This is a genomic window from Paracandidimonas soli (assembly GCF_004342005.1).
Taxonomy (GTDB): Bacteria; Pseudomonadota; Gammaproteobacteria; order Burkholderiales; family Burkholderiaceae_B; genus Paracandidimonas; species Paracandidimonas soli.
The window spans coordinates 765,054-783,753 of the sequence record NZ_SMBX01000001.1 but is presented as its reverse complement, the minus strand read 5'-3'; the positions used below and the strand labels follow the sequence as shown (position 1 = coordinate 783,753).

The following is an 18,700-nucleotide window of genomic DNA, read 5'->3' as shown; positions in this document are numbered from 1 at the left end:
ACCAGGCCGCGCCGACACTGAGGAATCCCATGCCCATACCAGCAAGCCCCATGACGATGCAGGAACTTGACGAACGGCTGCGCGCCGTGCGCCATCACCTGCACCAGAATCCCGAACTTGCCTTCCAGGAACATGAAACCGCCGACTATGTCGCCGGCATTCTGCGAACGCAAGGCTTTTCCGTCACCACAGGCATCGCCGGCACAGGCATCGTCGCCACCATGCGCTGCGGCAATGGCGTCGGCAGCATCGGCCTGCGCGCCGACATGGATGCCCTGCCCATCCACGAGGAAACAGGCTTGCCCTATGCCAGTTGCAAAGACGGGAAAATGCATGCCTGCGGCCATGACGGCCACACGTCCATGCTGTTGGGCGCGGCCCATCTCCTGTCGCGCAACCGGAATTTTTCTGGGACCGTCAACCTGATATTCCAGCCCGCCGAAGAGCGCGGCTTCGACAGCGGCGGCAAAGCCATGGTCGAGGCCGGCCTGTTCGAGCAATTCCCTTGCGACCGCATTTTCGCCATGCACAATCACCCAGGCCTGGCGCAAGGTCATTTCATGTCGCGCCCCGGCCCCTACATGGCCGCCGGCGACCGTGTCTTCATCACCATCAAGGGTTCGGGCGGGCATGCGGCAAGGCCGCATCTGGCACGCGATCCGCTGGTGGCGGCAGCGGCAACCGTCATGGCGCTGCAGACCGTCGTATCGCGCAACATTGATCCCCAGGAGTGCGCCGTGGTATCCGTCGGCAAGCTGCAGTCCGGCCTTGCCCTGAATGTGATTCCGGACACCGCCGACATCGGCATCAGTGTGCGTTCTTTCAGTACGGACGTGCGCCGGCGGCTGAAAGAACGCATCATCGATATCGTGGAATCGACAGCCAGAAGCTACGACACACGCGCCGTCATCGACTACCGGGAAGGCTACCCTGTCCTGGTCAACGACGAAATCCAGACCCAGGCCGCGCTGGATGCGGCCTCTGCGCTGGTCGGAGAAGAACGCGTCATACGGCATGGAGAGCGGCAGGTGGGCAGCGAGGATTTCGGCTATATGCTGCAACAGCGCCCGGGAGCGCTGATACGCATCGGCAACGGCCCGGCCGAATCCGATGCCAGACTGCACAATCCCAAATACGACTTCAACGACGACAACCTTCTGCTGGGAGCCCGCTTCTGGGAACGGCTGGTGAGCCACTGCCTGCCCGTGTCCTGATCCCAGGATCCCCAGGGGCGGAGTGACGAAGCGCCCGCCCCTATCCCCGCACGCAATCCCCTCCTCCTCATCCGACGGCGCACCAATACTGTGCACCATCATCTTGCATGGCACGCCGGCACCGCACCGAATGGATGCATGACGGCGCAACACGCTTGTACTCCTTCGCAACCATCATGGACACTGGCATCCAGTCACCTTCCTGGAGCCACATCATGTCCGCCTTCCGCAATCCGTTTGATCCCGACGTATCCCTACACCGCAATGGCTGCGCATGCGGACGGCATGCCAGCCAGGATGAACATGACAGAGCACAGACTGCGCAAATGCGTGAACTGCAGGATCGTGCCGTCGAAGGCGCCGTCATGCGCGCACTCTTTCCGCAGGACGGCATGCGCCGCCGTTTTCTGCAAGCCGTCGGTTCCGGCACTGCCTTGTCCGCCATCGCCAGCCTGTTCCCGCTCGGGATGGCGAAAGAAGCGTTCGCGCAAGGCGCGGGCGCGCTGGAAAAAACGAAACTGAAAGTCGGCTTCATCCCCATCACCTGCGCGACCCCCATCATCATGGCGCATCCGCTGGGCTTTTATGCTCGCCATGGACTGGACGTGGAAGTCGTCAAGACCGCCGGCTGGGCAGTGATCCGCGACAAGGCCCTCTCGCGCGAATATGACGCCGCCCATATGCTCTCGCCCATGCCGCTGGCCATTTCCACCGGCACCGGCTCCAACCCGATCCCGTGGACGGCGCCCGCCATCGAGAACATCAACGGCCAGGCCATCACCCTGGCCATGCAGCACAAGGACAAGCGCGATCCCAAGGACTGGAAGGGATTTCGCTTCGCCGTGCCGTTCGACTACTCCATGCACAACTACCTGCTGCGCTACTACCTGGCGGAGCACGGCATCGATCCGGATACCGACGTGCAGATCCGTTCGGTGCCGCCGCCCGACATGGTCGCCAACCTGCGCGCCGGCAACATCGACGGCTTCCTTGCGCCCGATCCCGTCAACCAACGGGCCGTCTACGACGGCGTAGGCTTCATCCACCTGCTGTCCAGGGAGATCTGGGACGGTCACCCTTGCTGCGCATTCGCTGCCAGCAAGGAGTTTGTGGACCAGAATCCGAATACCTATCATGCGCTGCTCAAGGCCATCCTGGACGCCACAGCCTATGCCCGCAAGGCGGAGAACCGCAAGGAGATCGCCGCCGCCATCGCACCGGCCAACTATCTCAACCAGCCGCTGACCGTCGTCGAGCAAGTGCTGACGGGAACCTACGCCGACGGCCTGGGCAATGTGAAGCAGGACGCCAGGCGCATCGATTTCGATCCCTTCCCCTACGATTCGTTCGCGATCTGGATCCTGACGCAGATGAAGCGCTGGGGCCAGATAAAGGGCGAGGTCGACTATGCCGCCGTCGCGCGCGAGGTCTTCCTGGCCACCGACGCGGCGCGCCTGATGCGGGAGCTGGACATGCCGCCGGCCGACGCCAGCAAGCCCGTCGTTGTCATGGGCAAGGCGTTCGACCCTTCGCAACCTGCTGCGTATGTCGACAGCTTCGCCATCCGCAGGAGCTGAGCCATGAGAACCTACAGACCCTGGCTGGCGCCCCTGCTGTCCCTGGTGTTCCTGTGCGTCTTCATCGGCATATGGCACCTGGCGACGCAACAGAAAACCGCGGAAATCACGGTCGATCCTGCCTATGCCGCACTGGTGGGCCAGGCCGCAGCCACCGGCACGAAATCAGCCATGCCGACTCCCTCGGACGTAGGCGCCAAGCTGTGGGATCACCTGTCCGATCCGTTCTACGACCGGGGCACGAACGACAAGGGTATCGGCACGCAACTGCTGTCCTCGATCGGCCGCGTGCTGCTCGGCTTCGGACTGGCCGCGCTCGTGGCCATCCCCCTGGGCTTCCTGATCGGCATGTCGCCGCTGGTCTACCGCGCGCTCGATCCGTTCATCCAGGTGCTCAAGCCCATCTCCCCGCTGGCGTGGATGCCGCTCGCGCTCTACACCATACAGGATGCCGACATCTCCGCGATCTTCGTCATTTTCATCTGCTCGCTATGGCCCATGCTGGCCAATACCGCCTTCGGCGTGGCCAATGTCAGGCGCGACTGGCTGAACGTGGCGCGCACGCTGGAAGTCTCCCAGTTGCGCACCGCGTTCAAGGTGATCCTGCCGGCGGCGGCGCCCACTATCATGACAGGCATGCGCATTTCCATCGGCATTGCCTGGCTGGTGATCGTCGCCGCGGAAATGCTGGTGGGCGGCACGGGCATCGGCTACTTCGTGTGGAACGAGTGGAACAACCTGTCCATCGCAAACATCATCAGCGCCATCCTGTTCATCGGTCTGATCGGCATGCTGCTCGACGCCATCCTGGCGCGGCTGGCCAGGGCCGTTGCCTACAAGGAGTAAGAACGCATGTCCCAGCCATTCCTCAAGATAGAAGGCCTTTCGCGCCACTACCCCGATGCCTCGGGCAAGCCGCAGACCCCCGTATTCGAAAACGTGCATTTCGGCATCGAGAGGGGAGAGTTCGTCTGCATCATCGGCCACTCGGGATGCGGCAAGACCACCATCCTCAATGTGCTGGCGGGCCTGGACGAAGCCAGCAGCGGCGTCGTGATCATGGACGGCCGCGAAGTGCGCGGCCCATCGCTGGATCGCGGCGTCGTGTTCCAGAGCCACGCGCTGCTGCCCTGGCTGACCGCATTGAAGAACGTCGAGTTCGGCGTGCGTTCGCGCTGGCCGGACTGGAGCCGCGAACAGGTGGAACAGCACAGCGCCAAGTACCTGGAAATGGTCGGCCTGAAGCATGCGCTGCACCGCCTGCCATCCGAGCTTTCGGGCGGAATGAAGCAGCGCGTCGGCATCGCCCGCGCATTCGCCATCCAGCCCAAGATGCTGCTGCTGGACGAACCCTTCGGCGCGCTGGACGCGCTGACGCGGGGCACCATTCAGGACGAACTCCTGTCCATCGTGCAGGCCACCGGCCAGACCGTCTTCATGATCACGCACGACGTGGACGAAGCCATCCTGCTGGCCGACAAAATACTGCTGATGAGCAACGGCCCTCAGGCCCGCATCGCGGAAATCGTGGAAATCACGCTCCCGCGCAACCGCGCCAGGGCCACCATGCACCACGACCCGCAGTACTACGGCATACGCAATCATCTGGTGGACTTCCTGGTCAACCGGTCCCACGACTATGTCCCCCTACCCGAACCTGAACCCGTTTGAAGGAGCCCGCATGAAACGCACCGAAGTCACTACCCTGATCCTGGAATCCAAGCAGAAACTGGGCATTTCCTGGTCGCAGCTGGCCGCCATCATCGGCCAGAGCAAAGAATGGTCCACCGCCGCGCTGCTGGGACAGATGACGCTCACCAAGGCCCAGGCCGAAGCCGTGGGCTCCGCGCTGGAACTGCCGGAAGACGCCGTATTGCAATTGCAGGTCGTTCCCTACAAAGGCTCGCTGCCGACTTCCGTTCCCACCGATCCGCTCATCTATCGCTTCTACGAGCTGATCAGTGTCTACGGCACTACCTTCAAGGAATTGATCCACGAAGAATTCGGCGACGGCATCATGAGCGCCATCGATTTCCGCATGGACCTGCAGCGCGAACCCGATCCGGCGGGCGATCGCGTCAGCATCGTCATGAGCGGGAAATTCCTGCCGTACAAGACCTACTGATCCACGCAAAGACATGAGACCCGGGGGTGTCCCGGCCTCGCCCGCTTTGCGGGCCGAGACCGGACACCCCCTATAATCGCGTCCATCATGTCTCTCTTCCCGCTCATTCTTCCCGACTTCCTGTTGATCGCGATCGGCTGCCTGCTGCTGCGCGCGAACATCCTGTCGCGCGACTTCTTCAATGGCGCGGAAAGACTCGTCTACTACATTCTCTTCCCGGCCCTGCTGTTCCATTCGCTGGCCCAGGCGCCGCTCGACCTGTCCAGCTCTATCACCCTCATCACCGCCGCGGCCTGCCTGACGCTCTCGGGCATCGCGCTTTCCTGGCTGATGGTTCCCCTGTTCCGCCCCGACCCGCTGGTGCATGCCTCCATTGCGCAGTGCGCCTACCGCTACAACACCTACATCGGCCTGTCGCTGGCCGGCAGCCTGGGGGGAGCCGAAGGCCAGGGCCTGATGGCGATCATCGTCGGCATTACCGTGCCGATGGTGAACTTTGCCGCCGTGCACGCCTTGTCGCGGCACCAGGGCAGCAACCTGCTGCGCGAATCGCTGCGCAATCCATTGATCCTGGCGACATTCGCCGGGCTGCTGTTCAATATGTCGGGACTCGATCTGCCGACGCCTGTCGCAACGGCGCTGTCGCGCCTGGGCGCCTGCGCAATCGCCGTGGGCCTGCTGTGCGTCGGCGCCAGCCTGACCCTGTCGTTCGAGCCGCGCAGGGGAACGCTGGGCATCGGCATTTCCACCATCGTCATACGCCTGATGATCATGCCCCTGTGCGCCCTGGCAATCGCGCAAGTGTTGCATTTACCCATCGCCGAACGCCAGATGCTGCTGCTGTTCGGCGCCTTGCCCACCGCTTCGGCGGCCTATGTCCTGGCAACCCGGATGGGAGGAGACGGCCGCCTGGTCGCGCTGGTCATGACAAGCACCACCATGCTGTCGGCCATCACCCTGCCGTTCTGGCTCAGCATTGGTTCTCCGTGAGCGCCCGCCATCGCACCGCCCACCGGAAAAACCGCCAAGCCTTGATTTATCTATGAAAAACCCTTCGCAAACTACGGATATACGCTTTCACCTTTCCTCGGAAAGCGACACCGAGCGGCTGGCGCAATGGCTGGCTCCGCTGCTGACCGACGCCGCGGGCGACGACGGCCCGGGCGGACGAATCCATCTTCATGGAGACCTCGGCGCGGGAAAAACCAGCTTCGCGCGCGCCTTCCTCCGGGCCTGCGGCGTTACAGGTCGTATCAAAAGTCCCAGCTACGCGCTCCTTGAAACCTATAAAGTTTCTAACTTATACTTCTATCACCTTGATTTTTATAGATTTGGCGACTCACAAGAATGGCTGGACGCTGGATTCCGGGATATTCTGCAGAAAAACGCGGTAGTTTTGATCGAATGGCCTGAGCAGGCCGGGGCGCTTTTACCCCCTCCCGATCTCGACTTTTTCCTCGAACATGCGGATACCGGGCGAGCGGCTCGACTGACTGCGCACAGCAAACGAGGAACCCTATGGCTGAATACACTCGCTCCCCGATTGCAGACACTTCCGCACGCATAACCCGTCGCCAACTGCTGGCTTCCGCCGGCGCGTTGCTGATCCTGCCCATCATCCCCCGCCTTGCCCGCGCCGCCACCATCGTGGCAGTGCGCACATGGCCCGCCGACGAATACACGCGTGTCACGCTCGAAATGGACACCGAGCTCAAGGCCGAACACTTCCTGCTCGAGAATCCGAACCGCCTGGTCGTCGACATCAATGGACTGACACTGAGCCAGGCCATCAACGACATCGTCTCCAAGATCCAGCCCAACGATCCCTATATCTCATCGGTGCGCGTCGGCCAGAACCGCCCCGATGTCGTGCGCCTGGTGCTGGACCTGAAGCAGCCGATCGCGCCGCAGGTCTTCACGCTGAAGCCTATCGGCGAATACAAGTACCGCCTGGTGCTGGATCTGTATCCCCAGGTAGCGCAAGACCCTCTGCTGGCCCTGATGGACAATATGCAGGACGAGGATCCGCTGGCCGAGATCCTGGAAAATCTGGCGGCGAACTCTCCGACCCAGGCGCCTATCCCCTCCGTAGAGGGCCAGCGCTTGCCGCCGCCGTCCAAGGTAACGCCTCCGCCCGTCGCCTCGATTCCCTCGACGCCCAAGCCATCGTCGCCGGCACCGGCGCGCCGCGACCAGCCCCTCCTGATCGCGCTCGATCCTGGACACGGCGGCGAGGATCCCGGCGCCATCGGCCCCGGCGGCACGCGTGAAAAAGATGTCGTTCTGGCCATCGCGCGCAAACTGAAGAAACTGATCGACGCCCAGCCCAACATGCGCGCCTATCTGACGCGCGACAACGACTTCTTCGTGCCTTTGCACGTGCGCGTGCAAAAGGCCAGGCGCGTCAAGGCCGATCTGTTCATCTCCGTGCATGCGGACGCGTGGACCAAGCCCAGCGCCCGAGGATCCTCGGTCTACGCCCTGTCGCAGCGCGGCGCCACCAGCGCGGCCGCACGGATACTCGCGCAGAAAGAAAACCAGGCCGACCTGGTGGGTGGCCTGAACCTCGGTTCGCACAACAAGCAGGTGGCCGAAGTGCTGCTCGATCTTTCCACCGCGGCCCAGATCAACGACGCCATGCGCATCGGCTCCCAGGTGCTGGAGGCGATCGGCAAGATCAACCGCCTGCACAAGCGCCAGGTGGAGCGCGCCAACTTCGCCGTGCTGAGGGCGCCCGACATTCCGTCCATCCTCGTGGAAACCGCCTTCATCAGCAACCCCGAAGAAGAGCGCCTGCTGCGCAGCCCCAAGCACCAGGACCGTATCGCGGAAGCCATGATGGCCGGCATCGGCAATTACTTCTCCGAGAGTCCGGGGCTCGCGCGACGCTCCTGAGGCCATGCCTGACAGCGCTGGGAATGGGCTTTTGGCTTGAGTTTTCTTGAATCGTGCAAATGCAAATATGGGTTGAACAATACCCGGGCCAAGCGGAGACTCATGCTTGCCGCCACAACTGGCGGCATATCTTGCGGAAATGATCAAAAGGTATCAGTATGAGCGAGTCCATCTTCGCCGATGCTCCAGGCGGCCCCGACAACCCTTTGCTATCTCACCTGGGTATTGAGCTAATAGATGTTGAAGCGGGCCGCGCCATTTTTGAGATGGAGATTGGTCCCCAGCATCTCAATCGCCAGGGCAGCCTTCAAGGAGGAGTGGTTGCAACTTTACTGGACGCGGCTTGTGGATACGCGGGGCTCGCCGTCAGTGATAAAGAATCACTGGGAAATGCGGTGACTGTAATGCTGACCATCAGCTATCTGGACAAAGCGTGCTCAGGCCGAGTGCGCGCCACCGGCACAGTCACGCGATCAGGACGCTCAATCTACTTCTCGTCAGGAGAGCTCACGACTCCGGCAGGAGATCTCATCGCGACAGCTCAGGGGTCGTTCAAGCGCTCTGCCGGCACCGGTAGCGCTTGACCAGGCCGTGCGGTCTGCGCACTCCCGCGAGCCACAAAAACCCATTGTGCAATTTGCGGGTGGCAACGGCCCTTTCTCTACGTTCCAGCGTATCATTCAGGCTGCCGCCAGGAAATTCTCAAATTCATTTTGAATTGATTTTTCAGCATCTTGCCATGCAACATCCACTCCCTCCCCTCAATGCCTTGCGCGCCTTCGAGGCCGCCGCACGCAGACTGAGCATCATGGCTGCAGCGGAGGAATTGCATGTCACTCCCGGAGCAGTCAGCCGGCAAGTCCAGATGCTCGAGGAAACCCTTGGGCGCGAGTTATTCATCAGGGGCCACAGGCAAATTTCGTTGACCCCCTGGGGCATGGAGTATTACAAAACAATATCCAAAGCCATGATGGACATACGCGAGGCAACCGCCCGGCTCACCATGCATGACGGCCGGGAGGAATTGAAAGTAAGGGCATACACGACATTTGCCATGCGATGGCTGATCCCACGCCTATCCAGTTTTCACGAATCCAATACCGGGGTACAAGTCTCGCTGATGGCCTCGCTCGACCCCGTGGATTTCGATAAAGAAGATATCCACGCGGCAATCAGACTAGGCTCGGGATCCTGGCCCAACGCAACATCTTACCGGCTGGTCACCAATATACTGGTGCCGGTTTGTTCGCCCAAGCTGGCAAAATCCGTTCGCAAACCCGCCGACTTGAGCAAGCAAGTTTTGCTGCATTCGATCGCCCGCCCTGACGACTGGGCCATCTGGCTCGAACAGGGAGCCGGGATTAAAACCGTAGATCCCCATCGCGGCATGACATACCAGAGCTCTGCCATGGCTTATGCCGCCGCGCTGGAAGGCCAGGGATTCGCCATCGCCCAGAAATTCCTGGTGGAAGACGAACTGGCCTGCGGCAAGCTGGCAACCCCATTTCACCAGACGGTGGACATGGGAGACTTTACCTATTACTTGCTTGTCCCCAAGTCCCGCAAGGAAAGCAAGAGTCTGGCACTCTTCCGGAAGTGGCTGTTGGCCGAACTTGCCTAGGCTCTTCCGGAAGGCTATTGCAGGCAATACTATTCGATGGAGATATTTGCCTTGGTAACGACTTCCTTCCAGCGCGCTATATCCGCTACCATCAGTTGCTCCAGCTCCTTATCCATCACCTTGCCGGGCTCCGCCCCCTGAGCCTTCAGCTTTTCCTGAAACTCCGGATCTTGCACCATGCTTCCGAGGGCTTGCAGCAACTTTTCCTTGACATCATCCTGCAGCCCGGCAGGACCAAGCACTGCAAACCAATTGTCGATCACAACCTCCGGGTAGCCCTCTTCGACAGCCGTCGGCAAATCAGGAAACAGTGAGGAACGCTCTTGTCCAGTCACGGCAATTGCCTTCAGCCGGCCAGCCTGAATGAATGGAAGCGCTCCCGGAATAGTGGCAAACATTACCTGAATATTATCTGCAATCGTATCGGTCAAGGCGGGGTTGGCGCCCCGATAGGCGACGTGAGTCATTTCTATGCCCGCGCTCTGGCTAAAGATCTCTCCGGCAAGGTGAAAGATGCTGCCGACCCCTACTGATCCATAATTAATGCTATTGGGCTTGGCCCGGGCAAGCTCCGCAAACTCCTTCAGTGAATCAGCCTTGATCGACGGAGACACCACAACCACATTGTCGACACGCGCCACCATTGCCAGCGGCGTGAAGTCCTTGATGGGATCCCAGTTCAAATTGTCATACAGTGATGGATTGATGACATTGGTTCCCGCATTTGCCATCAACAGCGTATAGCCATCCGGAGCCGCTTTGGCTGCCAATGCTGTCCCAATATTGCCGTTTGCACCGCTACGGTTATCAACGACAACTGATTGTCCAAGACGGCTGCGAAGTTCATCGGCAACCAGGCGGCCCAGGATATCTGTCGATCCGCCTGGGGCAAAAGGCACAATCAGCGTAACAGGCTTATTGGGATAGTCTGCCGCATGCGCGGTAGATAGCCCAAACATCATTGCGGCGGAAACCAGAAGCGATTTCGATAACGCAGAGGCAAATGCAAATTTGCCTGCACCCGATTGACAATGGGGAATTCGAGATAGGAATGTAGTTTTCACTTTGTCTCCTTATTGATAGTCATAGATAAGCAGGAACAACTCAGCTGTCTTCGCCTTGCCGGGCATCCCGGTCAACAGACGAAAACCCTGAAAACGTTGTGAAGGCATCGATCGGATCGCGCTCGGTCACGAGCTGGTTGGCGGGATGGGCAGTATCCGCGTATCCCATGGACATGCCGCAAACAAGAATCTCCTGTTCACCAATAGGCAGATGCCAGCGAATGATCTTGTGGTATCTGGCAAAGGCCTGCTGGGCGCAAGTATCCAGGCCATAATGGCGTGCGGCCAGCATGATGCCGTGCATGAACGAACCCAGATCCGTCCAGACGGCATGGCCACTGGTCAGTCTGCGATCCACCGTAAAAAACAGGCCGACCGGCGCATCGAAGAAAGCGTAGTTGCGCGCATACTGCCGCTGCATGCCTTGCACGTCGCCTTTGGGAATACCCAGCAAGCCATAAAGACTCTTGCCAACCGTTCGACGCCTGTCTATGTATGGACTGAACCATTCACCGGGATAATAGGGAACCTCCTCGACATGCCCGGCACCGTCGGCATAGTGGGTGCGCACCAGCTCCTCACTCAGGGTGTGCAGCGTATCGCCGGCGCAGGCATGGACTTTCCAAGGCTGTATGTTTGAAGCACTCGGACTGCGCGACGCATAGTGCAGGATCTTTTCTATGACTTTCCGATCAACGGGGTCTGAAAGAAAAGCTCTCACGCTGCGCCGGGACTTCAACGCTTCGATCACCGAAAGATGGCTCATTACCGTCTCACTCATGGCAATCGACCGCGCTGGGTAAGCCCGATGAGCAAAAAACCGCACCTCCAGCCCGCATACGAGCGATCTTTTCCTCGGAATAACCCAGCTCGGCCAGGATGGCTTCGGTATGTTCTCCAAGATCCGGTGCGCGCAAATACGACGCGGCATTGGCCTGGCAGCTATTGAGCGGAAACCCGGGGACGCGCAGCGATCCTCGCTCGCCAAGATCCAGATCCACAAGCATGCGGTTGGCTCTGATCTGCGGATGGCGATCCAGGTCTGCATAGTCGGCGACTTTGGTGCACAGGATATCGGCTTGCTCAAGCTCGACAAGCCAATCGGCACATGATCGTGTCCGGAACGTTTCCGTCAACGTTGCAGTCAGCGCCCCCAGATTCTTGACACGCAAAGGAGAAGTCTGAAAGCGAGGGTCATCAAGCAGGTCCGGGCGCTTGAGCACCTGACACAAATTATTCCAGCGCTCCGGCATATAAGCCGCCACCATGATCCAGCCATCTGCTGTATGGAATGCCTGATTGGGCGCCGAATACGGCGCGGCGCTGCCTATGGGTGAAGGCACTACCCCGTCAGCAAAGTAGCTGCTGATCGATGGCTGCTGCAAAGCCAGAGCCGAATTCAGCAGGCTTGCATCCACATACTCTCCATGGCCTGTGCGGTCCCGTTGCGACAATGATGCCAACACGCCCATGCAGGCAACATAGCCTGTCATCACATCCACCACCGGCGCTTGCACCTTGCACGGCTCTCCGTTCGGCATACCGATCAGGCTCATCAGACCGGAGTCCGCCTGCAGGACTCCATCGACCCCCGCACGGCCGGCATAAGGGCCTTGCTGTCCGTATGCGGAAATCGAACAGTAGACAAGTCTGGGAAATTTTCCCCTCAACTGCTCATAGCCCAATCCGGCACGAGCCATTGCTCCCGGACGCATGCTTTCGACAACGACATCCGCCCTGCCGATCAAAGCCAAGGCAACCTCACGGCCTTCTTCGCTTTTGATATTCAAGGCGATACCTTGCTTGCCACGATTGAATCCATGAAATAACGCTGCATCTTTTCCAACCCAGGCCGGTCCGAGGCTGCGTCCGATTTCTCCACCGAGCGGCTCTACCTTGATGACACGTGCCCCCATGTCGCTCAACAGCATCGTGCAAGTAGGACCAGCTCCGATCTGGGTGAAATCAACGACCGTTATGCCTTTCAGTACTTCCCGAATCATTGCTGTAATCTTCCTGTTCCTGAATGCAGTTTTCAGCGTCCGACGTAGACGGGAGCGCGCTTCTCGGAAAACGCCTGCCGGCCTTCGCGCCGGTCTTCGCTATCCCGAAGAACCCCCCAGTAAAGCTCCGTCAATTGCTGCGCGTCGGCATGACTCAGATGCGCTGTTTGCGAGCCCAGCTTCTTGACTGCCTGAACAGCCAGGGGCGCATTGGCCGCTATCCTTCGTGCAATTTCCATCGCACGACCAAGTAATGCATCAGGGCCAACCACTTCGGTAATCAGGCCCCACTCCAGCACCCGATCCGCCTGGATACGCTCGCCGGTCAGCACCATTTGCATGGCCGCCGCGGAAGGAATAGCGCGCAACAGCCTGTGCAGGCCCGACACTGCCGGAACCGAGCCCACCACCACTTCTGGAAGTCCGAAGGTCGCGCCCTGCGAAGCAATGCGGATATCGCACTGAAGCGCCATCTCAAGTCCGCCGCCCAGGCAATGCCCGTTGATTGCCGCGATCATGGGCTTGCATAAATCAAGATCGGACAGATCCATGAGCCGGATATACAGCCCTGAATCGGCAGCCGGTTCCTTTGCCCGGAAGAATGCCTCGGCATAGGTCGCAGGCGAGGATGCCGTACCTTTCAGGTCGGCTCCAACACAGAATGCCCGGCTACCGCCGCCGGTCAGCACAACGACCCGGATCTCCGGATTGTCACGCGCCTCGACCAAGTGTTGCCGCAGGCTGCGCAAAGTGTCGATATCCAGCGCATTCAGCGCTTCCTGCCGATCCATGACGAGCGTAGCGACATGTCCTTCAATACGTCGGGATACTGTCATGCCTGTCTCCTCAAACGCTGGGCGATGACAGACTTCTGCCGCCGCACACATACAGCACCTGGCCAGTCACATATGAAGACCGGGGATCCAGGAAGAAGCTCACCGCGTTGGCAACGTCCTGCGCCGTACCGATCCGCTTCGCTGGAACCGACTTCATCAGGCGCGCCTGCACATCATCCGAGAAATTGCGAAAGAGCGGAGTATCCACAATGCCTGGCGCAATGGCGTTGACGGTAATGCCTTTGGAAGCGAACTCGATGGCCAGCGACCGTGTCAGGCTGACCACGCCACCTTTGGAAGCGGAATAGTTTGCCTGGCCGAAGCCGCCCAGCCACGCACGGGATGAGATGTTCACTATCCTGCCCTGCCCTCTTTCGACCATGCCTGGCAATGCAACGCGACAGCATAGGAACTGTGACCGCAGATTGACGCTGATCACCATATCCCAATCATCGTCGGTCATATTCAGGAAGCGCATGCTGCGCTCAATGCCCGCATTGTTGATCAAGTAATCGACTGGCCCCAGCTCGGAGGCAATCCGATTGAAAGCAGCGGCAACATCCTGAGAGTCGGTAAGGTTTGCTGCACAACCGATGGCCTCATATCCATCTGCCAGGAGTTTCGCAACGGCATCTTCCAGCGCAGCCACATCACGATCAATCAAGGCAACGGCTGCGCCATCCTGGGCAAGACGCTCTGCGATGCCCAGTCCGATACCGCGAGCCGCTCCCGTCACAACTGCAATGGGTCTGTTTTCAACGCGCATTTCAAACCCCCAGAAGGTGGACGGAAGATGCGGCATGATCGACCCCTGCAATGCCGCCGCCCGTACACTGCGTCAAACCAACGCGGGCCCGGGCGACCTGACGCTGCCCGGCCCGTCCTTGAAGGTGCCACATGATTTCCACCATTTGGGCGACTCCGGTGGCGCCCAGCGGATGGCCTTTGGCCAGTAGGCCGCCACTAGGGTTGACCGGCACCCGTCCGCCCAGACGAGTCGCCCCGGAATGGAGCAGCGAAATCGCCTCTCCATGAGGAGCCAGGCCAAGCGCCTCGTAATACAACAGTTCGGCAATCGTGAAGGCATCATGAAGTTCGACGACATCGACATCGCCAGGTCCCATTCCAGCCTGCTCATAAGCCTGTCGAGCAGCTCGGGCGGTGATCTCGGCATCCAGGATGTCATCATCAGCCTGCTCACGCAGCCCGCTGACCACTACGGATGACAGAATTTTCACAGGCCGGCCGCCGGCAGGTCTCTGACGCGATAAAACCACTGCGGCCGCGCCATCTACCTGGGACGGGCAGCATTGCATCAGAGTGAGAGGGTCAGCGATCATGCGCGATGCCAGGACCTCGTCCACAGTCGTTTCCGTGCGCTGCTGGGCCAGATCATTCAGGGATCCGTGGTAGCGGTTCTTTACCGCGACAGCCGCCAGATCCCGGGGGGAGGCCTGCCGCTCATGCAAGAGACGTGTGGCGCGCATGGCATAGACCGCGGGCAGCACCATGCCTGAAGTCGCGTAGAGATCCGTCTTGCTGTCGTTGCGCTGCATAGGAATCGTGCCGCCACCCAGCGCGGTAAGCTGCTCAATACCGAAAACCAGCACAGTGTCATACTGTTGGGCCAACAGAGCATGGCGTGCCAGATGCACGCCGGTGGCGCCGCTGGCGCAGGCATTCTCGATGTTGTAAACGGGAATGCCGCGCATGCCGAGATCGCGAATCACCAACTGGCCCAGAATCATGCCGCCAAACACATTGGCGCAATACACCGCCTGGATCTTGTCGATTGTCGTTCCGGCGTCTTCCAATGCGCGCAAGATTGCCTGCTGCGCCAGTTCCGGAGCCAGTACTCCAGCATGACGCCCGAAAGCAGTCATTGCTCCGCCTGTGATATAGATGTCTTGCATAAGAATGCCCATTAACCTTGAACAAGATTGAAAACGTAGCCAAACGCCTCATCCGGCACAGGCACATAGCGGCTACCGATCTCCGGCCTGTCGGTACCGGCCAGACGCCCGAAGATCCGTACTGGGCCATCAAAGTCGACATATCCCAGCGCGTAAGGAGCTTGTCCGGACTTCGGACTGGGGTGAATGATCGTGAAGCTGTACAACACACCTGCGTTCTTGACGGGAACAGCATCGAAGTCTGCCGCCCTAGGCGAGTTTTCGGGTACGACGGGGAAGTCCCATTCCCCATTCTTGCGATTGCGCGAAGCCAGAAGCGCACGCTGCGGATCGGAGGTCCACAACCTGTCGAGCGCGATTGCCATTACAGTCTCCAGTCAATTGAATGCTTGTATGGCCGCCATGATGGCGTCATGGCGTTACGCTGACAAACGAGTTTTTTCCGTCTTCGGTTGACTTTTTATCAACTTAAAATCGCGGGATTCAAAGTCAGAGCACACATGAGCCTGCGCCGACTAGATAGAGCAACAAAAGACCCCGGTCCATACGGTAAGATACGCATTAGGCCTTATCACCATCCAGCAATGAACGACACAGCCTCCAGCCCTCCCAAGACAGCACGCCGCGCCATCGCCCAGTTGCCGGATCTGCTCATCAGCCAGATCGCAGCGGGCGAAGTCATCGAACGGCCCGCGTCCGTCCTGAAGGAGATCCTGGAAAACGCCATCGACGCCGGCGCGCGATCCATCGAAATCCGGCTCGACGGCGGCGGCATCCGGCGCATCGCTGTCACGGACGACGGCTGCGGCATTCCCCGCGAAGAACTGCCGCTGGCGCTGACCCGTCACGCCACCAGCAAAATCCGCTCCCTGGAAGAACTGGAATCCGTCGCCTCGCTGGGCTTTCGCGGCGAGGCGCTGGCCTCCATTGCTTCCGTCGCACAGCTCAGCATCATCTCGCGCACAGAAGCGGCCGAACATGCCTGGCAGATCGAAGCCGGCATCAACGACATCTCCCCGGCTTCGGGCGCATACGGCACCACGATAGACATCCGCCACCTGTTCAACGACGTACCGGCAAGGCGGAAATTCCTGCGCACTGAAAACACCGAATTCGGCCACTGCGTCGAAGCGCTCAGCCGCATCGCGCTGGCCCACCCTCACATCGCATTTCGTCTTTTCCACAACGACAAGCCCTCGCGCCAATGGCGCGCCGGCGACATGGTGCAGCGCGTACGCGACGTGTTGGGCGGCGAATTCGCCGAGCAGTCGCTGCCCGTTTCGCTGGACCAGGGACTGATCGCGCTGCAGGGCATGGTGATCCGCCCCACCCACGCCCGTTCGCGCGCGGACCAGCAATACCTTTACGTCAACGGCCGCTACGTCAAGGACAAAACCGTATCGCACGCCATCCGGCAGGCCTACTCCGACGTTCTGCACGGCGACCGCCAGCCCGCCTATGTGCTGTTCCTGTCCATCGATCCGGCGACGGTCGACGTCAACGTGCACCCCGCCAAGCACGAAATCCGCTTCCGCGACAGCGGCGCCGTGCACCAGTTCGTCTCCAGAACGATCGGCCAGACCCTGGCCGCGACCAGCGCGGCCGCGCCGCAAGCCGCCCCCGCGCAGGACGGCGCCCCGGCGGAAAACCCCTCCTTCCAATCGCAGCCTGTGGCATATGCCTCGCCGCAAAGCCCGCCTCTGCAGACATCAATACCAGCTGCCGCCCAGCAACGGCCGCATCCTTCCTATCCAGCCTACTCACAGCAATCCTTTCCGCTGCGCGACCGCGATACCGCAAACGCTGCGAACAGGAACTGGCAGGACCTGTATCGTCCTTCCGCGACGACGCCAATGGCAGCAACGGCGCCAGCCACTCCCGCTCCCGCTCCCACCCCGACGCCGGACAGCGCAGATGCCGCCGACGAATTCCCGCTGGGCATGGCGCTGGGACAGTTGCACGGCATCTACATCCTGGCCCAGAACCGCACAGGCCTGATCCTGGTGGACATGCATGCCGCCCATGAGCGCGTCGTCTACGAGAAGCTCAAGCAGGCCATGGACCAGCAGAACCTGCCGCGCCAGGAGCTGCTGGTGCCTGTCGTCCTGCGCGCTTCCGAAAAGGAAACCGGCCTGGCGGAGGAATTCAGCGAAACCCTGGAAGAACTGGGTCTGGTCATCCGCCCCGCAGGTCCGACGGCGCTGGCGGTGCGCGCCGTGCCCGCACTGCTGGCCGGCGGCGATATCGAAGCCCTGGTACGCAACGTCCTGCAGGATCTGGCCAGCGTCGGCAGTTCTCCACGCTTGACTGAACAGCGCAACGCCCTGCTCTCCACCATGGCCTGCCACGGCTCCGTACGCGCCAACCGCCGGCTGACTCTGGAAGAAATGAACGGACTGCTGCGCCAGATGGAAAACACCGAACGCAGCGACCAATGCAATCATGGCCGCCCGACCTGGATCCACTGGACCGTCGGCGACCTCGACAAGTTTTTCCTGCGCGGCCAATGATCGCTCCCATCCTCTGCATCGCCGGCCCTACCGCCGCCGGGAAAAGCGCTTCCATCATGGCGCTGGCCGAGCGCTGGCCGATCGAGATCATCACGGTGGATTCCGCCACCATCTATCGCGGCATGGACATCGGCACAGCCAAGCCCTCGGCCGAAGAGCGCGCACGCATACCGCACCATCTGCTGGACATCCGCGATCCCGCCGAATCCTACTCGGCCGCCGAATTCCGCACGGACGCCCTGTCGCTGATCGCGACCATCGAAGCGCGCGGCAATCGCCCTGTGCTGTGCGGCGGCACCATGCTCTATTACAAGGCCCTGCGCGAAGGACTGGACGACCTGCCTCCGGCGGACCCGGCCATCCGTGCTGAACTGGATGAGCAGGCGGCAGCCATCGGATGGCCGGCCATGCACGCCAGGCTGGCGAAAATCGACCCGAAAACCGCCTCCCGCCTGGCGCCCAACGACAGCCAGCGCATACAGCGGGCGCTGGAGATCCACCGCATCTCCGGCAAACCCATGTCGTCCCTGCTGGGCAAGCACCAGGCAGCCAACGAAAGCAGCCAATACGTTACCGTCAGCCTGGAACCTTCCGACCGCCTGGCTCTGCATGCCCGCATTGCGCAACGCTATCGCCAGATGCTGGACCAGGGGCTGCTGGACGAAGTCCGCAGGCTCAAGCAGCGTCCCGACCTGCACACCGGCTTGCCATCCATCCGCTGCGTGGGCTACCGGCAGCTATGGGACCATCTGGACGGCAAGTGCAGCCTGGCTCAGGCGACCGAGCAGGCCATCGCCGCCACGCGGCAACTGGCAAAACGACAGCTGACCTGGCTGCGCTCCCAGCCCGGCCGCATCGCCATCGACTGCCTGCGCCCGGATCTTGCCGGGCAGGTCATCGCGAGCGCGGCAAGAGTCTGGGAAGAGCGCGCCTGATTCCCTC

Annotated in this window: 19 protein-coding genes; 12 read left to right on the top strand and 7 right to left on the bottom strand. The window is 60.8% G+C overall.

The window, feature by feature from the left end:
* Positions 1 to 29 precede the first annotated feature (29 nt).
* From EV686_RS03640 to gcvA, 10 genes are all read left to right on the top strand, one after another.
* Complete coding sequence (locus EV686_RS03640) at positions 30 to 1,214, top strand: M20 aminoacylase family protein (protein WP_132473554.1); 1,185 nt, start codon at positions 30 to 32, stop codon at positions 1,212 to 1,214.
* A 215-nt stretch (positions 1,215 to 1,429) separates the two neighbouring features.
* On the top strand, positions 1,430 to 2,791 hold the full coding sequence (locus EV686_RS03635) for a CmpA/NrtA family ABC transporter substrate-binding protein (RefSeq protein WP_132473696.1): 1,362 nt from the start codon (positions 1,430 to 1,432) through the stop codon (positions 2,789 to 2,791).
* 3 nt (positions 2,792 to 2,794) lie between these two features.
* Positions 2,795 to 3,637 carry a nitrate ABC transporter permease gene (gene ntrB, locus EV686_RS03630; protein WP_132473552.1) on the top strand — a complete coding sequence of 281 codons (843 nt, stop codon included), beginning with the start codon at positions 2,795 to 2,797 and terminating at the stop codon, positions 3,635 to 3,637.
* 6 nt (positions 3,638 to 3,643) lie between these two features.
* Positions 3,644 to 4,462, top strand: a complete 819-nt coding sequence (locus EV686_RS03625) for an ABC transporter ATP-binding protein (RefSeq protein WP_132473550.1) — start codon at positions 3,644 to 3,646, stop codon at positions 4,460 to 4,462.
* Positions 4,463 to 4,472: 10 nt separating this feature from the next.
* Entirely contained in the window at positions 4,473 to 4,916 is a 444-nt protein-coding gene (gene cynS, locus EV686_RS03620) for a cyanase (protein WP_132473548.1), read from the top strand.
* Positions 4,917 to 5,003: 87 nt separating this feature from the next.
* Positions 5,004 to 5,906 carry an AEC family transporter gene (locus EV686_RS03615; protein WP_132473546.1) on the top strand — a complete coding sequence of 301 codons (903 nt, stop codon included), beginning with the start codon at positions 5,004 to 5,006 and terminating at the stop codon, positions 5,904 to 5,906.
* Positions 5,907 to 5,958: 52 nt separating this feature from the next.
* Positions 5,959 to 6,483 carry a tRNA (adenosine(37)-N6)-threonylcarbamoyltransferase complex ATPase subunit type 1 TsaE gene (tsaE, locus tag EV686_RS03610; protein ID WP_132473544.1) on the top strand — a complete coding sequence of 175 codons (525 nt, stop codon included), beginning with the start codon at positions 5,959 to 5,961 and terminating at the stop codon, positions 6,481 to 6,483.
* On the top strand, positions 6,435 to 7,811 hold the full coding sequence (locus EV686_RS03605; protein ID WP_132473542.1) for an N-acetylmuramoyl-L-alanine amidase: 1,377 nt from the start codon (positions 6,435 to 6,437) through the stop codon (positions 7,809 to 7,811). Before tsaE ends, EV686_RS03605 begins: the two co-directional genes overlap by 49 nt.
* A 158-nt stretch (positions 7,812 to 7,969) precedes the next feature.
* Positions 7,970 to 8,395 (top strand): PaaI family thioesterase, encoded by a 426-nt coding sequence (locus tag EV686_RS03600; protein WP_132473540.1) that lies wholly within the window; start codon positions 7,970 to 7,972, stop codon positions 8,393 to 8,395.
* A 155-nt stretch (positions 8,396 to 8,550) separates the two neighbouring features.
* Entirely contained in the window at positions 8,551 to 9,432 is an 882-nt protein-coding gene (gene gcvA, locus EV686_RS03595; protein ID WP_132473538.1) for a transcriptional regulator GcvA, read from the top strand.
* Between the two features lie 29 nt (positions 9,433 to 9,461).
* On the opposite strand, the gene EV686_RS03590 is transcribed toward gcvA, so the two are convergent.
* From EV686_RS03590 to EV686_RS03560, 7 genes are read right to left on the bottom strand one after another with little or no spacing between them, the layout of a single operon-like run.
* Entirely contained in the window at positions 9,462 to 10,496 is a 1,035-nt protein-coding gene (locus EV686_RS03590; RefSeq protein ID WP_132473536.1) for a Bug family tripartite tricarboxylate transporter substrate binding protein, read from the bottom strand.
* A 40-nt stretch (positions 10,497 to 10,536) separates the two neighbouring features.
* The gene (locus tag EV686_RS03585; protein ID WP_132473534.1) at positions 10,537 to 11,262 is read right to left on the bottom strand and encodes a nitroreductase; all 726 of its coding nucleotides are present in this window, start codon (positions 11,260 to 11,262) and stop codon (positions 10,537 to 10,539) included.
* 7 nt (positions 11,263 to 11,269) lie between these two features.
* Positions 11,270 to 12,499 (bottom strand): CaiB/BaiF CoA transferase family protein, encoded by a 1,230-nt coding sequence (locus tag EV686_RS03580; RefSeq protein WP_132473532.1) that lies wholly within the window; start codon positions 12,497 to 12,499, stop codon positions 11,270 to 11,272.
* A gap of 32 nt (positions 12,500 to 12,531) precedes the next feature.
* The gene (locus EV686_RS03575) at positions 12,532 to 13,335 is read right to left on the bottom strand and encodes an enoyl-CoA hydratase/isomerase family protein (RefSeq protein ID WP_132473530.1); all 804 of its coding nucleotides are present in this window, start codon (positions 13,333 to 13,335) and stop codon (positions 12,532 to 12,534) included.
* 10 nt (positions 13,336 to 13,345) lie between these two features.
* Positions 13,346 to 14,137: an SDR family oxidoreductase gene (locus tag EV686_RS03570; protein ID WP_243650723.1), complete on the bottom strand. Its 792-nt coding sequence runs from the start codon at positions 14,135 to 14,137 to the stop codon at positions 13,346 to 13,348.
* Positions 14,103 to 15,248, bottom strand: a complete 1,146-nt coding sequence (locus tag EV686_RS03565; RefSeq protein ID WP_132473692.1) for a thiolase family protein — start codon at positions 15,246 to 15,248, stop codon at positions 14,103 to 14,105. Before EV686_RS03565 ends, EV686_RS03570 begins: the two co-directional genes overlap by 35 nt.
* An 11-nt stretch (positions 15,249 to 15,259) precedes the next feature.
* Positions 15,260 to 15,613 carry a Zn-ribbon domain-containing OB-fold protein gene (locus tag EV686_RS03560; protein WP_132473528.1) on the bottom strand — a complete coding sequence of 118 codons (354 nt, stop codon included), beginning with the start codon at positions 15,611 to 15,613 and terminating at the stop codon, positions 15,260 to 15,262.
* A gap of 219 nt (positions 15,614 to 15,832) precedes the next feature.
* Between EV686_RS03560 and mutL the strand changes: the two genes are divergently transcribed.
* Both mutL and miaA read left to right on the top strand, forming a co-directional pair.
* Entirely contained in the window at positions 15,833 to 17,758 is a 1,926-nt protein-coding gene (gene mutL / locus EV686_RS03555) for a DNA mismatch repair endonuclease MutL (RefSeq protein WP_132473526.1), read from the top strand.
* A complete protein-coding gene (miaA, locus tag EV686_RS03550; RefSeq protein ID WP_132473524.1) occupies positions 17,755 to 18,693 on the top strand; it encodes a tRNA (adenosine(37)-N6)-dimethylallyltransferase MiaA in 939 nt (312 codons plus the stop codon). Before mutL ends, miaA begins: the two co-directional genes overlap by 4 nt.
* Positions 18,694 to 18,700 lie beyond the last annotated feature (7 nt).

Excerpts from the sequence above, each read along its gene's own strand:
- EV686_RS03640 (WP_132473554.1), top strand. The coding sequence starts at position 30 with ATGCCCATACCAGCAAGCCCCATGACGATGCAGGAACTTGACGAACGG.
- EV686_RS03635 (WP_132473696.1), top strand. The coding sequence starts at position 1,430 with ATGTCCGCCTTCCGCAATCCGTTTGATCCCGACGTATCCCTACACCGC.
- ntrB (WP_132473552.1), top strand. The coding sequence starts at position 2,795 with ATGAGAACCTACAGACCCTGGCTGGCGCCCCTGCTGTCCCTGGTGTTC.
- EV686_RS03625 (WP_132473550.1), top strand. The coding sequence starts at position 3,644 with ATGTCCCAGCCATTCCTCAAGATAGAAGGCCTTTCGCGCCACTACCCC.
- cynS (WP_132473548.1), top strand. The coding sequence starts at position 4,473 with ATGAAACGCACCGAAGTCACTACCCTGATCCTGGAATCCAAGCAGAAA.
- EV686_RS03615 (WP_132473546.1), top strand. The coding sequence starts at position 5,004 with ATGTCTCTCTTCCCGCTCATTCTTCCCGACTTCCTGTTGATCGCGATC.
- tsaE (WP_132473544.1), top strand. The coding sequence starts at position 5,959 with ATGAAAAACCCTTCGCAAACTACGGATATACGCTTTCACCTTTCCTCG.
- EV686_RS03605 (WP_132473542.1), top strand. The coding sequence starts at position 6,435 with ATGGCTGAATACACTCGCTCCCCGATTGCAGACACTTCCGCACGCATA.
- EV686_RS03600 (WP_132473540.1), top strand. The coding sequence starts at position 7,970 with ATGAGCGAGTCCATCTTCGCCGATGCTCCAGGCGGCCCCGACAACCCT.
- gcvA (WP_132473538.1), top strand. The coding sequence starts at position 8,551 with ATGCAACATCCACTCCCTCCCCTCAATGCCTTGCGCGCCTTCGAGGCC.
- EV686_RS03585 (WP_132473534.1), bottom strand. The coding sequence starts at position 11,262 with ATGAGCCATCTTTCGGTGATCGAAGCGTTGAAGTCCCGGCGCAGCGTG.
- EV686_RS03580 (WP_132473532.1), bottom strand. The coding sequence starts at position 12,499 with ATGATTCGGGAAGTACTGAAAGGCATAACGGTCGTTGATTTCACCCAG.
- EV686_RS03575 (WP_132473530.1), bottom strand. The coding sequence starts at position 13,335 with ATGACAGTATCCCGACGTATTGAAGGACATGTCGCTACGCTCGTCATG.
- EV686_RS03570 (WP_243650723.1), bottom strand. The coding sequence starts at position 14,137 with ATGCCGCATCTTCCGTCCACCTTCTGGGGGTTTGAAATGCGCGTTGAA.
- EV686_RS03565 (WP_132473692.1), bottom strand. The coding sequence starts at position 15,248 with ATGCAAGACATCTATATCACAGGCGGAGCAATGACTGCTTTCGGGCGT.
- EV686_RS03560 (WP_132473528.1), bottom strand. The coding sequence starts at position 15,613 with ATGGCAATCGCGCTCGACAGGTTGTGGACCTCCGATCCGCAGCGTGCG.
- mutL (WP_132473526.1), top strand. The coding sequence starts at position 15,833 with ATGAACGACACAGCCTCCAGCCCTCCCAAGACAGCACGCCGCGCCATC.
- miaA (WP_132473524.1), top strand. The coding sequence starts at position 17,755 with ATGATCGCTCCCATCCTCTGCATCGCCGGCCCTACCGCCGCCGGGAAA.